At 72.2% G+C, this 13,948-nt stretch carries 12 protein-coding genes, 1 rRNA gene and 1 pseudogene; 2 read left to right on the top strand and 12 right to left on the bottom strand.

Annotation, left to right across the window (positions count from 1 at the left end; translation table 11 throughout):
* Window positions 1-88: 88 nt before the first annotated feature.
* The 5 genes from ABZ656_RS50905 to ABZ656_RS50885 form a co-directional block, all read right to left on the bottom strand.
* Window positions 89-1,216 carry a glycosyltransferase family 4 protein gene (locus ABZ656_RS50905; RefSeq protein ID WP_360278551.1) on the bottom strand — a complete coding sequence of 376 codons (1,128 nt, stop codon included), beginning with the start codon at window positions 1,214-1,216 and terminating at the stop codon, window positions 89-91.
* A gap of 532 nt (window positions 1,217-1,748) precedes the next feature.
* Complete coding sequence (gene recN, locus ABZ656_RS50900; protein WP_360278560.1) at window positions 1,749-3,467, bottom strand: DNA repair protein RecN; 1,719 nt, start codon at window positions 3,465-3,467, stop codon at window positions 1,749-1,751.
* A 138-nt stretch (window positions 3,468-3,605) separates the two neighbouring features.
* Window positions 3,606-4,511 (bottom strand): NAD kinase, encoded by a 906-nt coding sequence (locus ABZ656_RS50895; RefSeq protein ID WP_360278548.1) that lies wholly within the window; start codon window positions 4,509-4,511, stop codon window positions 3,606-3,608.
* Window positions 4,508-5,323 carry a TlyA family RNA methyltransferase gene (locus ABZ656_RS50890; protein ID WP_360278545.1) on the bottom strand — a complete coding sequence of 272 codons (816 nt, stop codon included), beginning with the start codon at window positions 5,321-5,323 and terminating at the stop codon, window positions 4,508-4,510. The genes ABZ656_RS50895 and ABZ656_RS50890 overlap by 4 nt, the downstream gene beginning before the upstream one ends.
* A gap of 7 nt (window positions 5,324-5,330) precedes the next feature.
* Window positions 5,331-5,600 (bottom strand): hypothetical protein, encoded by a 270-nt coding sequence (locus tag ABZ656_RS50885; RefSeq protein WP_360278557.1) that lies wholly within the window; start codon window positions 5,598-5,600, stop codon window positions 5,331-5,333.
* Between the two features lie 84 nt (window positions 5,601-5,684).
* On the opposite strand from ABZ656_RS50885, the gene ABZ656_RS50880 reads away from it, so the two are divergent.
* Window positions 5,685-6,032 (top strand): SCP2 sterol-binding domain-containing protein, encoded by a 348-nt coding sequence (locus ABZ656_RS50880; RefSeq protein WP_101405958.1) that lies wholly within the window; start codon window positions 5,685-5,687, stop codon window positions 6,030-6,032.
* Here ABZ656_RS50880 and ABZ656_RS50875 read toward each other — a convergent pair.
* From ABZ656_RS50875 to ABZ656_RS50860, 4 genes are all read right to left on the bottom strand, one after another.
* A complete protein-coding gene (locus ABZ656_RS50875) occupies window positions 6,016-6,915 on the bottom strand; it encodes an ABC transporter ATP-binding protein (RefSeq protein ID WP_360278542.1) in 900 nt (299 codons plus the stop codon). The two genes, ABZ656_RS50880 and ABZ656_RS50875, sit on opposite strands and share 17 nt — an antisense overlap.
* Window positions 6,912-7,955: an iron chelate uptake ABC transporter family permease subunit gene (locus tag ABZ656_RS50870; RefSeq protein ID WP_360278539.1), complete on the bottom strand. Its 1,044-nt coding sequence runs from the start codon at window positions 7,953-7,955 to the stop codon at window positions 6,912-6,914. Before ABZ656_RS50870 ends, ABZ656_RS50875 begins: the two co-directional genes overlap by 4 nt.
* Window positions 7,952-8,995 carry an iron chelate uptake ABC transporter family permease subunit gene (locus tag ABZ656_RS50865; RefSeq protein ID WP_101405955.1) on the bottom strand — a complete coding sequence of 348 codons (1,044 nt, stop codon included), beginning with the start codon at window positions 8,993-8,995 and terminating at the stop codon, window positions 7,952-7,954. The genes ABZ656_RS50870 and ABZ656_RS50865 overlap by 4 nt, the downstream gene beginning before the upstream one ends.
* A gap of 78 nt (window positions 8,996-9,073) precedes the next feature.
* Window positions 9,074-10,102, bottom strand: coding sequence for an HAD hydrolase-like protein (locus ABZ656_RS50860; protein ID WP_360278536.1), 1,029 nt, complete (start codon window positions 10,100-10,102; stop codon window positions 9,074-9,076).
* 72 nt (window positions 10,103-10,174) lie between these two features.
* On the opposite strand from ABZ656_RS50860, the gene ABZ656_RS50855 reads away from it, so the two are divergent.
* Window positions 10,175-11,467 carry a DUF1015 domain-containing protein gene (locus ABZ656_RS50855; RefSeq protein WP_360278533.1) on the top strand — a complete coding sequence of 431 codons (1,293 nt, stop codon included), beginning with the start codon at window positions 10,175-10,177 and terminating at the stop codon, window positions 11,465-11,467.
* A 92-nt stretch (window positions 11,468-11,559) separates the two neighbouring features.
* On the opposite strand, the gene ABZ656_RS50850 is transcribed toward ABZ656_RS50855, so the two are convergent.
* From ABZ656_RS50850 to rrf, 3 genes and pseudogenes are all read right to left on the bottom strand, one after another.
* The gene (locus ABZ656_RS50850; protein WP_360278554.1) at window positions 11,560-12,420 is read right to left on the bottom strand and encodes a hypothetical protein; all 861 of its coding nucleotides are present in this window, start codon (window positions 12,418-12,420) and stop codon (window positions 11,560-11,562) included.
* A gap of 282 nt (window positions 12,421-12,702) precedes the next feature.
* Window positions 12,703-13,746 (bottom strand): annotated as a pseudogene (locus ABZ656_RS50845) (hypothetical protein); the annotation flags it as partial.
* 109 nt (window positions 13,747-13,855) lie between these two features.
* Window positions 13,856-13,948 (bottom strand): 5S ribosomal RNA (rrf, locus tag ABZ656_RS50840); the annotation flags it as partial.

Raw genomic sequence — 13,948 nt, 5'->3', positions numbered from 1 at the left:
TACGTCCAGTACGAGGACTTCCGGCCGGCACGCCGAGAGCACGCACCGGACGCCGCTCCTTGACGGGCAAACGTTGCCTGCCGCGGCACTAGGTGAGGGGCCTCGTCTGGGTCAACTCGTCGTAGACGCTGAGCACTTGGGCCACGGTCTCGTCCTCGGTCGGCCAGGTCGTGGCCTGCCGCACCCCCCGCTCCTTGAGCAACTCCCGGCGATCGTCGTCCCCGAGCAGCCGTACGACGGCCTCGGCGAGCGCGTCGGCGTCCGCGCACGGGACGAGTTCGGCCGCGTCGCCGACCAGTTCGGGGATGCCGTCGACGGCGGTCGCGACGAGTGGCACGCGCGCGTGCAGGGCCTCCTGGGCGAGCACGGAACGGGACTCCCAACCGCTCGGCAGCACCGCGAGATCGGAGGCCAGCAGCAGCTCGGAGACGTCGTCGCGCCGCCCGACGAGCCGGACCGGCAGCTCCTCGTCCTCGATCCGCCGCTGGAGGGCCGCCCGCAGCGGCCCCTCTCCGGCGATCACCAGGAGCGGCACGGGGTCGAGCGAGCGCCACGCGCGCGAGGCGTCCAGCAGGGTGTCGTATCCGCGGTGCCGGTCGAGGGAGCCGACGGCCATGAGCAACGGGCGGTCGGTGGAGCCGAGTTCGGCCCGCGCCTTGTGACGGAGCCGGTCGGGGTCCCCGTACTCGACGGCCTTGCGTGGCGTCGGGAACGCGACGGCAGCAAGCCGGGCGTCCCGCGCCCCGCGCCTGCGGGCGCGGTCCACGAGGTCGGACGAGGAGCCCAGCACCACCGCCGCGGCCCTGGCGACCCGTCGCTCCAGCAGCCGCAGCAGATGTGCCCGCGCCCCCTCCGCGTGCGAACGGGTGTGCCAGGTGACGACGAGCGGGGTGCGCCGCCCGCTGAGCGCGAGCGCGGCCCGCAGCGCGGCATGCAGTCCGTGCGCGTGCACGAGGTCGGCGTCCGCGCAGGCCGCCCGCAACGCGGCCACGGCGGTCGGATCGCCGCTGCGCGGCACGGGAACGTGCTGGGCGCCCACGCCGCTGAACCCGTAGGCGAGGTCGGCCTCGGCGGGTGCGCACACGGTGACCCGCACGCCCCGGGCGACGAGCCCCGAGGCCAGCGACCGCACATGCGCGCTGCTGCCCGCGCTTCCGCCGCCGAGCACCTGCACGGTGCGCAGCGGCGACTGACCGTGCGGTGAGTGGCTGCTCACGTGGCCGGGCTCCTGGTTCGGCGTCGGACGGGCACGGAGAACATACAGAAAGAAGGACAGAGGGGGGTGTACCGCACGTCGTGCTCCGCGTACTACGCCAAGGATGCCAGGCCGCACGGGTGTTCCGGGACCGCCATCGGAGCAAGCCTCGCGGCGTAGCGCCCAACTCGACGACACTTGTCACCCACAAGAGTGATAAGTCGCGTGTCTTCGCGACGGGTTGCCCAACCCTCACCTCAACGGTCGGGGTTGCCCAACCCTCACCTCAACGGTCGGGGTTGCCCAGCCCTCACCTCAACGGTCGGGCCACGGCCGCCGCCGCACACGCCGGCGATCGGGACCGCGGCCCCGGCTCCGCGGTGGACGCGCGCGGTCGCGAGCGCCACTCCGAGGGCGGTGGCGAGGCGCTCGCGCCGGGGCCTTGCCTCGCCAGGCCTGTCCAGGGGCCCGCGGAGCGGTCAAGGCGCCCGTCGCGGAGCGACGCGAAAGCCGGCCCTCCGCCCGCAGACGGAACTACACGTCACCGACGGAACTACACGTCACCCCGAGCCGTAGCCAACAATTCCTCCGCATGCGCCCGGGCCGTCTCCGAGTCCTCCTGCCCCGCCAGCATCCGGGACAGCTCCCGGATCCGCTCCTCCCCCTCGAGCACCTTCACCCCGGAGCGCGTCACAGACCCGTCGTTGGTCTTCTCGACCAGCAGCTGCCGGTCGGCGAACGCGGCGACCTGCGGCAGATGAGTCACCACGACGACCTGCGCACTCTTGGCGAGCTTGGCCAACCGCCGCCCGATCTCGACCGCGGCCTTGCCACCCACACCGGCGTCGACCTCGTCGAAGAGATACGTCGGCACGGGGTCGATCCCCGCGAAGACGACCTCCACCGCGAGCATCACGCGTGAGAGCTCACCACCGGAGGCCCCCTTGGCGATGGGCCGCGGCGGCGCCCCGGGATGCGGGGCGAGCAGCAGCTCGACCTCGTCCACACCCGCGGGCCCGTACGCGACGGTGCGCCCGCCGAGCTCCACGCCCTCGGGGTCGTCGGTCTGCCGGATCTCGAACGACACGCGCGCGTGCGGCATGGCGAGCGAGGCCAGCTCGGCGGTCACGGCGGCGGCGAACCGTTCGGCGGCCTCGGTCCTGGCGTCCGTCAGCGCCTGCGCAAGCCCGCCCAGTTCGGCGCGCAGCGCGTCCCGCTCGCCGGTCAGTTCGCCGATCCGCTCGTCGTCGCCGTCGAGTTCGAGGAGCCGCGCGGCGCCCTGCTCGGCCCACGCGAGTACGGCGTCGATGTCCTCGCCGTACTTCCGGGTCAGCTGGGTGAGCGCGGCCCGGCGCTCCTCCACGGCCGCGAGCCGCAAGGGGTCGGCGTCGAGGTCGTCGGCGTACCCGGCCAGCTCCCCCGCCACGTCGCGCAGCAGGATGTTGATCTCCCCGATCCGCCCGGACAGCCCGGCGAGCGCGGAGTCGTGCGACCGTACGGCCTCCAGGGCCCGGTGCGCGCCCGCGACGAGCGTCGCCGCGTCGATGCCCTCGGGATCCTCGGGGTTGCCCGCGAGCGCGGCGTGGGCGGCCGTGGCGGCGGACGCGAGCGCCTCCGCGTGCCCGAGCCGCTCCGCCTCCGCCGAAAGTTCCGCGTCCTCGCCCGCGCGCGGCTCGACCGCGGCGATCTCCTCGAGTCCGAAGCGCAGCAGGTCGGCTTCCTGGGCCCGCTCACGCGCGCGTGTGGTGATCTCGTCCAGCTCGGCCGAGATGGCCCGCAGCCGCCGGTAGGCCCCCGCGTACTTGGCGAGCGGCACGGCGACCGCGTCCCCGGCGTACCGGTCGAGCGCCTGCCGCTGCCGGGACAGTTTGAGCAGTCCCTGCTGGTCGGTCTGCCCGTGCACGGCCACCAGCTCGTCGGCGAGCTCGGCGAGCACGCCCACCGGGACGGAACGGCCGCCCAGGTGCGCCCGTGAGCGCCCCTCGGCCGAAACGGTACGGCTGATCAGCAGCGCACCGTCGTCGAGCTCGGCGCCCGCCTCCTCGGCCCGTACGATCGCCGTACCGCCCGTGGGTACGGTGATCCGGCCCTCCACGACGGCGTTCTTGGCGCCGATCCGTACGAGGGCGGGGTCCGCGCGCCCGCCGAGCAGCAGCCCGAGGCTGGTGACCACCATCGTCTTGCCCGCACCGGTCTCACCGGTCACGGCGGTGAAGCCGGGCGACAGCTCGACGACCGCGTCGTCGATGACTCCGAGCGACCGTATCCGCATCTCCTCCAACACGGACACGACCTTACGAGGTCCAGCCACGGATGTGCGACGGCCCCCGCCCCGCAGCCGCGAACCCGCAGGTGACAAGCACCTACAAACGGTGCCTTGTCACCCACGGGAGTGGACCTGGCGGGAGCGTCAGTGCGGCGCCCCGCGCCACCCGGAAACCGGCAACGCGAACTTGGCCACCAGCCGGTCGGTGAACGAGGCGTGGTGCAGCCGGGCCAGCCGCACCGGCACGGCCCCCCGCCGAACCTCCACCCGCGCCCCCGGCGGCAGCTCCACCGTCCGCCGCCCGTCGCACCACAGCACCCCCGGCGGAATGTGTGGTAGCACCTCCACCGCGAGCACCGAGTTCGGCGAGGTCACCATCGGCTTGGCGAACAGCGCGTGCGCGCTGATCGGCACCATGAGCAGCGCCTCGACCTCGGGCCAGACGACGGGTCCGCCGGCGGAGAAGGCGTACGCCGTGGACCCGGTCGGGGTCGCACAGACGATGCCGTCGCAGCCGAAGCCGGTGACCGGCCGCCCGTCGATCTCCAGGATGACCTCGAGGAGCTTCTCGGCGGAGACCTTCTGCACGGCGGCCTCGTTCAGCGCCCAGTCGGTGTGCACGATGTCGCCGTTCTGGTGGACGACGACGTCGACGGTCATGCGTTCCTCGACCTCGTACGCCTTGGTCACCACCCGGTCCACGACCTTGTCGAGGTCGTCACGCTCGGCCTCCGCGAGGAAGCCGACGCTGCCGAGGTTGACGCCGAGCATCGGCACGCCGGAGGCGCGGGCGAACTCGGCGCCGCGCAGCAGTGTGCCGTCACCACCGAGCACGATCAGCAGTTCGCATCCGTCGAGGCACTGCGGAGTGGCTTCCTTCACCAGCTCCACCTCGGGCGGCAGCGGCAGATCGGCCGCCTCCGCCTCCAGCACGCGCACTCCGATCCCGGAGCGCAGCAGCCCCTGGACCACGAGTTCGGCGCTGCGGATCGCGGCCGGCCGCCCGGTGTGGGCCAGCAGGAAAACAGTACGAGCTCGGTTCTGTGTCAACGCGGCCCCTCCGCCACTGCACGGTCAACGTCGGCCGGGTCGAGTGCGGGTGCCCCGGCACGCAGCCACAGAAAGTACTCGACATTGCCCGAGGGTCCGGGCAGCGGACTCGCGGTCACGCCCTTCACCCCGAGCCCCAGCTCCGCGGCCCGCCGGGCCACTCCGCGCACCGCCTCGGCGCGCAGTTCCGGACTGCGTACGACTCCACCACTCCCCAGCCGTTCCTTCCCCACCTCGAACTGCGGCTTGACCATCATCACCAGATCGGCGTCGGGCGCCGCGCACCGCACGAGGGCGGGCAGCACCAGGCCGAGCGGGATGAAGGACAGATCCCCGACAACAAGATCCACGGGCTCCCCATCGATCGCCTCCAACGTCAACTCGCGTACGTTCGTACGGTCCTTGACGGTGACGCGTTCATCGCTCTGCAGAGACCAGGCGAGTTGACCGTAGCCGACGTCGACGGCGACGACATGGGAGGCACCCGCGCGCAGCAGTACGTCGGTGAAGCCTCCGGTGGACGCTCCGGCGTCCAGCGCCCGCCGCCCCTCGACCTTCAGCCCCTGGGGTACGAAGGCGGCCAGGGCGCCCGCGAGCTTGTGTCCGCCGCGCGAGACGTAGTCGGGGTCGCTGTTGTCCTGGGTGACCACGATCGCGGCCGCGGTCTCCACCTGGGTGGCGGGTTTGGTCGCGAGGGTCTTGCCGACGCTCACCCGGCCGGCGGCGATCAGCTGGCCGGCGTGCTCGCGCGAGCGGGCGAGCTTCCGGCGGACCAGCTCGGCGTCGAGACGGCGGCGTGCCACTCCTGCCACGTTGGGTTCAGCTCCTGCGGTCGTACGGTGTAGGGGGCACCGGAGGTCCCGGGCGGGCGTCGAGCGCGGTCAGCGCGTCGCGCAGCCCCCCGTGTACATCCTCGTACACCTCGACATGTCCGTCCGTGGCGAGGTGGTCGGCGTCGCCCAGCCGGTCGAGCTGGGCGTCGACCTCGGCGTTCCCGGTGGGGGTGCGGTCCACGTCCAGCGGGGCCGGGGCGGCGGGGTCGTACTCGAGTTCGGGTTCGACCTCGACCGGAACCTCCGGCTCCGGCATCGGGCTCTGCGGAGTCCCGGCCTCCGGCACTGACTCGTTCATGCCCCGACGCTACCCCGAAGCGCTGCGGTACCGTCGACCGCGATGGCCACGATTGAGGAGTGCCGCAGCGCACTCGACAAGCTCTCGGACAACATGGCGGGCGCGGACGGGACGGTACGCGAGGCGGCGGCCCTGGACCGCTCGCTCAGCTGCCATATCACCGACCTCGACATCACCTTCGTCGGCCGCCTCAAGGGCGGCCGGATCGAGGTGCTCGACACCCTCCAAGGGCCGCCCCGCGAGAAAGCCCAGATCAGACTCGCCATGGCCGGCGACGACCTGGTCGCCATGGTCGGCGGGGAGCTGAACTTCGCGAAGGCCTGGGGCTCGGGCCGGGTGCGACTGGAGGCGGCCCTGCTCGACCTGTTCCGCCTCAGGAAGCTTCTTTAGCGGCTCCGGCGGCCACCTTCACGCGGGCCTTCCGCGCCGCCGGCACCACCAGCGGCGTCCCCGTCTCCGGGTCGTCGATGACCTGGCAGCGCAGCCCGAAGACCTCCTCGACCAGTTCGGCCGTGACGACGTCGTTCGGCGCGCCCTCGGTGATGACCCGGCCCTCGCGCAGGGCGATGAGGTGGGTGGCGTACCGAGCCGCGTGATTGAGGTCGTGCAGGACGGCGACCAGGGTGCGCCCCTGCTCCTCGTGGAGTTCGGCGCACAGGTCGAGCACGTCGATCTGGTGCTGGATGTCGAGGTAGGTCGTCGGCTCGTCGAGCAGCAGCAGCGGGGTCTGCTGAGCGAGGGCCATCGCGATCCACACGCGCTGACGCTGGCCGCCGGACAGTTCGTCGACATAGCGATCGGCCAGTTCGGCGACGCCGGTCGAGGCCATCGACTCCTGTACGACCCGTTCGTCCTCCGTCGACCACTGGCGCAGCAGTCCCTGGTGCGGATAGCGGCCCCGGCCGACCAGGTCGCCGACCGTGATCCCGTCCGGCGCGATCGACGACTGCGGCAGCAGCCCGAGCGTCCTGGCCACCTTCTTCGCGGGCATCGACTGGATGACCTGCCCGTCGAGCAGCACCCGTCCCTCGGAGGGCTTGAGCATCCGCGACAGGGCCCGCAGCAGTGTGGACTTGCCGCACGCGTTCGGGCCGACGATCACGGTGAAGGAGTTGTCGGGGATCTCCACCGACAGCTTCTCCGCGATGACGCGCTGGTCGTAGCCGAGGGTGACGTTGTCGGCGGACAGGCGGTTCACAGTGCTCCTTTGAGTGTTCTTGTTCTCCTGGGTGTTCTCGTTCGCCTGGGTGTTCCTGTTCGCCGCGGCGCTCATATCCGGCCCGCCTTGCGCTCGGTGACCAGCAGCCACAGCAGATAGATCCCGCCCAGGACCCCCGTCACAACGCCGACGGGCAGCTGATCGGCGCCGAAGGCCCGCTGCGAGGCCCAGTCCGCGACGATCAGCAGGGTCGCGCCCATGCACATCGACGGCACCAGGTTGGGCCCCGGCAAGCGGGTCAGCCGCCGGGCGAGCTGCGGCGCGGTGAGCGCCACGAAGCCGACCGGGCCCGCGGCGGCGGTGGCACCGGCGGTGAGCAGCACAGCGGCCAGCATCAGCAGCAGTCGTACGCGCTCGACACGCACTCCGAGGGCGTACGACACGTCGTCGCCCATCTCCATCATGCGCAGCCCGCGTGCGTTGCCGAGGACGAGCGGGACGAGGACGGCGCACAGGACGAGCAGCGGCCGGACCTGGGCCCAGTCACGGCCGTCGAGGGAGCCGGTCATCCAGACGACCGCACGGGCCGCGTCGACGATGTCCGCCTTGGTCAGCAGATAGCCGTTGACCGCCGTGACGATCGCGGAGACCCCGATACCGACCAGGACCAGTCGGTATCCGTGCACGCCCCGCTTCCAGGCGAGCAGATGGATGGCGAGCCCGGTCACCAGACCGCCGACGAGCGCTCCCAGTGCGACCTGGTTCGCACTGCCCGAGAACAGCACGATCATGATGAGCGCCCCGGCCGTCGATCCCTGGCCGAGGCCGAGGACGTCCGGGCTGCCCAGCGGGTTGCGGGAGATGGACTGGAAGAGCGCCCCGCCGAGCGCGAGCGAGGCCCCGACCAGCAGGCCGACGAGCACCCGCGGCAGCCGCAGGTCGTTGACGATGAACTCCTGGCCCGCACTCCCGTTGCCGACGAGCGTCTTGAGGACGTCGGCGGCCGGGATCGGGAAGTCGCCGGTGCCGATCAGCACCACGCTCGCGGCGAGCGCGGCCACCAGCAGCAGTACGACGACGGTGAACGCCCGGACGTCGAGCCGGACGGAGAGACCGCCGCGCGTCCGCACGGCTCGGGTACGTGTGGTCGTCACAGCTGCGCCGTCCTCCGCCGTCGTACGAGATAGATGAAGACCGGCCCGCCGAGGACCGCGGTGACGATGCCGACCTGCAGCTCCGCGGGCCGCGCGACCATCCGCCCCACGACATCGGCGCCGAGGAGCAGCACGGGCGACAGCACGGTCGCGTACGGCAGGATCCAGCGCAGGTCGGGCCCGGTGAAGGAGCGGACCACGTGCGGGACCATGAGCCCGACGAAGACGATCGGCCCGCAGGCCGCGGTCGCGGCGCCGCACAGCACGGTGGCGGCGGCCATGGACAGCGCACGGGTGCGGTTCAGATCGGCGCCGAGCGCGCGAGCGGTGTCGTCGCCCATGGCCATGGCGTTCAGGGGCCGGGCCAGCGCCAGCGCGACGACCGTGCCGACCACGAGGAAGGGCAGCACCTGCTTGATGGTCGAGTCGGTGGCCGAGGCCAGCGAACCGACCGTCCAGAAGCGCATCTTGCCGAGCGCCGCGTCATCCATGATCATCACGGCCTGCAGATAGCCGTAGAGCGCTGCGCTGATCGCCGTGCCGGCCAGCGCGAGCCGCACCGGGGTGGCGCCGCGGCTGCCGCCCAGGAACCAGACCAGCGCACCGACCCCGGCCGCGCCGAAGAAGGCGAACCAGACATAGCCGCTCAGGCTCGTGACACCGAAGTAGGTGATGGCGGTGACGACCGCGGCGGACGCGCCCGCGTTGATGCCCAGCAGTCCGGGGTCGGCCAGCGGATTGCGGGTGAGCGCCTGGAGGACGGCACCCGACAGCCCGAGCGCGGCGCCGACGAGCAGCCCGAGGACGGTACGCGAGATCCGGTCGTCCACCACGACGTCGGAATATGTCCCCGTGCCGTGGAACAGACCGTGCCAGACCTGGTCCAGCGGCAGCGCTTTCGCACCGATCGCGATACTCGCCAACGCGACGAGCACCAGAAGGGCCAGGGACACGAGGAGCCCAACGGCACGTATCGCCTGACGGCTCGGGGGCGCGGGGGCGGTCTCCGCGCGCTGTTCGGGGGCACTGTCGACCAACACGTGGTTAGGTTAGCCTACCCTCGCTCACGCTTCGATCCCGGGTGACTACGCTCCACCACCGACGAGCCCTCGGGGCCTTCAGAGCCCCAGCCGCGCCAGCGCCTTCCCCCCGTCCAGCTCGCACGTCCCGTCCCCCGCGGCCGTCCACGCCGCCGCGCACAGCGCCCGCAGCCCGTCGAGCGCATCACCGTCGCCCGCGAGTTCCAAGCGTTCGCTCCCGGCCTGCGCCGTCCAGCCGCCGCAGCGAAACCCGTCGCCCTCCTCCATGACCTCCGGCTGCCCGGTGAGCAGCCCGCGCAGATCGGCGTCCACATACGTCGGCCGGTGCTGCGGCGGGGCCGCGAGGAGCTGCGCGCCGTCCGTCACTCCGGTGAGCACGAGCAGCGAGTCCACCTCGCCGTTGAACGCGCCCTCGATGTCCGTGTCCAGCCGGTCGCCGACCACCAGCGGCCGCTTCGCCCCGGTCCGCAGGATCGTCTCGCGGTGCATCGGGGGCAACGGCTTGCCCGCCACCTGCGGCTCGGCGCCCGTGGCGATGCGTACGACCTCCACCGCGGCCCCGTTCCCTGGAGCGATCCCCCGCGCGCTCGGGATCGTCAGGTCGGTGTTGGACGCGAACCACGGCACCCCGCGCGCGACGGCGTAGGACGCCTCCGCGAAGCGCCCCCAGGGCAGGTCGGGACCGCCGAACCCCTGGACGACCGCCGCCGGGTCGTCGTCCGCCGACTCGACCGGCTCCAGCCCTCGCTCGCGCAGCGCGACCCGCAGTCCGTCGCCGCCGATGACCAGCACGCGCGCACCGGTGGGCACCTGCTCGCTGATCAGCCGCGCCACGGCCTGCGCCGAGGTGATGACGTCATCCGCGCCTGTCGGTATGCCGAGCTCACTCAGATGCTCCGCCACCGCATCGGGCGTACGCAGCGCGTTGTTCGTGACATACGCGAGATGCAACCCTCCCGAACGGGCCGTGCCCAGTGATGCCACGGCGTGCGCGATCGCGCTGCCGCCCGCGTACACCACGCCGTCGAGGTCGAGCAGAGCCGTGTCGTAGGCCTCGCTCAGCGCCTGTTCACTGGCCTCGGGCCGGGTCCTGGCGGTCTGGCTCATTACGCATCGCTCCTCGTTCGATCTCTTTCCCCCGATCATCCCGTACAGCGTCTGCACACTTACGATGCCTCAATGAACTATGCAGGTCCCGCGGAGGAAACCCCGGCGCGCAGCGGCCTCGAACTGACCCCGTTCCGGGGCCTGCGCTACGACCCCGACCGGGTCGGCAGCCTCGCCGCCGTGACATCTCCGCCGTACGACGTCATCGTCCGGCCGGACGGTCTGCTCCACCTCGAGTCCGCCGACCCGCACAACATCGTCCGGCTGATCCTCCCCCAGGACACGACCCCGACCGCCCGCAACCGCCAGGCGGCGGACACCCTGCACGACTGGGTGTCCGAAGGCGTCCTGGCCGCCGACCCCGAGCCGGGCCTGTACGTCTACGAGCAGCACGACGACGGCATGCTGCAACGCGGCATCATCGGCGCCCTGCGCCTGTCGGAGCCGTCCGCCGGCGTCGTCCTCCCGCACGAGGACGTCATGCCGCACATCATCGCGGACCGCGCGGCCCTGATGCGCGCCACCTCGGCCAACCTCGAACCGCTCCTGCTGACCTACCGCGGCAACGGCTCCCGGGTCGGCACGGCCGCCGTCATCGAGCGCACCGCGGAGGGCGACCCGCTGCTCTCGACGACCACGGAGGACGGTTTCAGCCACCGTCTGTGGGCCATCACCGACCCGGCCGACCTGGCCGAGATCCAGACGGATCTCGGCCGGCACCAGGCCCTCATCGCGGACGGCCACCACCGCTGGGCGACGTACCTGCGGCTGCGCACCGAGCACCCCTCACCCAGCCCCTGGGACTACGGTCTCGTGCTCCTGGTGGACACCGCGCGCTATCCGCTCCGGGTCCGCGCGATCCACCGCCTGCTGCACAATCTGCCGGTCGCGGAGGCGCTGAGCGCCCTCACGGACGCGTTCCGTGTACGTCACCTCGACGTTCCACTCCCTGAGGCCCTGGAGGCCCTCGCCGCGGCCGCCGCCGAGGGCAACGCCTTCCTCCTCGCGGGCGACGGCTCGTTCCACCTGGTCGACCGCCCGTCCCCGGACCTCCTCGCCCGTACGGTCCCGGCGGACCGCCCCGAGGCCTGGCGCACCCTGGACGCCACCGTCCTGCACGCCACTCTCCTGGCCCACATCTGGGACATCCCCGAGGACTCGCCCGCCCACATCGCGTACATCCACGACACGGCCGCCACGGTGGACAAGGCGGAGCGCGACGGCGGTACGGCCGTCCTCATGCACCCGGTCCGCGAGGAGGTCGTACGCGACCTCGCCCGCCAGGGCGTCACGATGCCCCGCAAGTCGACGTCGTTCGGCCCGAAGCCGGCTTCGGGGCTGGTACTGCGGGCGCTGCCCTTCTGAGCCACCCCGGCGAAAACAGGGGCTGAAACGCCATGGGCGGCGAGATCCCTTCCGGAATCCCGCCGCCCATGTCCTACGACAACCGCTGTACGTCAGCCGCGCGGAGCATCGTCGTCGGCCTCGACGACGGGCTTGGTCTGCTCGGCCTCGACGATGTCGTCCTCGCCGTCGTCCTCGCCGTCGTCCTCGGTGTCGACCTCGGTGTCGGCCTCGGTGTCGACCTCCGCGTCCGCGTCCGCCGCGGCCTCGACGACGTCGTCCTCGTCCTCGTCCTCGACGAACGCGTCGACGAACTCGACGCCGTCCAGCTCGGCGAGCCGGTCGGAGGCGTCCGTGCTGCCGTCCTTGTCGGACTCGACGGCCTTCGCGAACCACTCGCGCGCCTCGCCCTCACGACCGGCGGCCAGCAGCGCGTCGGCGTAGGCGTAACGCAGTCGCGCCGTCCAGGGCTGTACGGAGTTCGAGGCGAGCTCCGGGCTCTGGAGCGTCACGATGGCGGCGTCGAGCTGCCCCATGTCGCGCCGGGCGCCGGCCGCCACGAGCCGCATCTCGACCTGACCGGCCTTGTCCAGCTTGTGCACCTCGGGCGCACCCGCCATGTCCAACGCCTTCTCGGGCCGGCCCAGGCCGCGCTCACAGTCCGCCATGACGGGCCACAGGTCCACGTTCCCGGTCATACGGCGCGCCGCCCGGAACTCGGCGAGCGCCTCGCTGTACTTCTGGTTCGCGTACGCGGCGAACCCGGCCGCCTCGCGTACGGCGGCCACACGCGACGCCAGCCGCAGGGCGATCTTCGAGTACGCGTACGCGCCCTCGGGGTCCTCGTCGATGAGCCGGGCGACCATCACCAGGTTCCTGGAGACGTCCTCCGCGAGCCCCTTCGGCAGGCTCTGGAGCTCCTGCCGTACGTCCGCGTCGATCTCCTCACCCGTGACGTCATCGGGGATCGGCAGCCGCTTGATCGGCTCACGGTCCCGGTCGCGCTCGTCGCGGCCACGGAAGCCGCCACCGCGCCGGTCGTCGCCCCGGCGGTCGTCACGGCCCCGGAAGCCACCGGTGCCACCGGCGCGGCCACCCCGGTCGTCACGACGGGGGCCACCACGTCCGCGGTCGTCGCGACCCCGGTCGTCGCGGGCGTGGAAACCACCGCCGCCACGGCTGTCGTCCCGACGGTCATCGCGCCGGTCGTCCCGCCTGTCGTCGCGACGGAAGGCCGGACGGTCGCCCTCACGACGGTCGTCGCGGCGGTCGTCACGGCGGAAGTCACTGCGGTCGTCGCGCCGGAAACCGCCGCCACCACCACGGTTGTCGTCCCGACGGAAACCGCCACGGTCACCACTGTCACGACGGTCATCGCGCCGGTCGTCCCGACGGAACCCACCGCGGTCACCACTGTCACGACGGTCGTCACGGCGGTCATCGCGCCGGAATCCACCGCGGTCGTCGTCGCGACGGGGACCACTGCTGGGGCGGTCGTCGCGACGGGGACCACTGCTGGGGCGGTCGTCGCGACGGGGGCCGCTGCTGGGGCGGTCGTCACGGCGGAACGGCGGACGGTCTCCATCACGACGGAACCCGCCACGGTCGTCACCCCGGCGATCGTCACGCCGGAAGTCACCGCGGTCATCACGGCGGAAGCCACCGCGGTCGCCGCTGTCGCGACGGTCGTCACGGCGATCGTCGCGACGGAACCCACCGCGGTCGTCACCCCGGCGATCGTCACGCCGGTCATCACGGCGGAAGTCACTGCGGTCGTCGCGCCGGAAACCGCCGCCACCACCACGGTTGTCGTCCCGACGGAACCCACCGCGGTCGTCCTCGCGACGCGGGCCACTGCTGGGGCGGTCGTCGCGACGCGGGCCACTGGTGGGACGGTCGTCACGGCGGAACGCCGGTCGGTCCCCGTCCCGACGGACCCCACGGTCACGGTCGTCGCGACGCGGACCACTGGTGGGCCGATCGTCACGGCGGAACGGCGGGCGACCGCCCCGGTCGCCCTCACGCCGGTCGTCACGGCCACGGAAACCGCCACCGCCACGGTTGTCGTCACGACGGTTGTCGTCGCGACGGAAACCGCCGCCACCACCACGGTTGTCGTCCCGACGGAACCCACCGCGGTCGTCGTCGCGGCGCGGAGCAGCACTGGGGCGGTCGTCACGCCGGTCGTTGTCGCGGCGCGGACCCCCGCGGTAGCCGCCGCGGTCACCACTGTCCCGGCGGCGCTGATCGCGCTCCGGTCGCTCGTCGGGAGAGTTGGTGGACATGGTGACTCCTGTCATCGGTACCGCAAGTCATTCTCGCGCAGCCGGGTACCCGGCGCGCTTCGGAAAAGCAAAAAAGGACCTCTGGTCCCAGCGAGTCGCTGGGACCAGAGGTCCTCCAAAGATTGTTCGGCGGCGTCCTACTCTCCCACAGGGTCCCCCCTGCAGTACCATCGGCGCTGTGAGGCTTAGCTTCCGGGTTCGGAATGTAACCGGGCGT

Source organism: Streptomyces sp. NPDC007095 (assembly GCF_040634475.1).
Taxonomy (GTDB): Bacteria; Actinomycetota; Actinomycetes; order Streptomycetales; family Streptomycetaceae; genus Streptomyces.
This window is presented reverse-complemented; position numbering and strand designations above follow the sequence as displayed.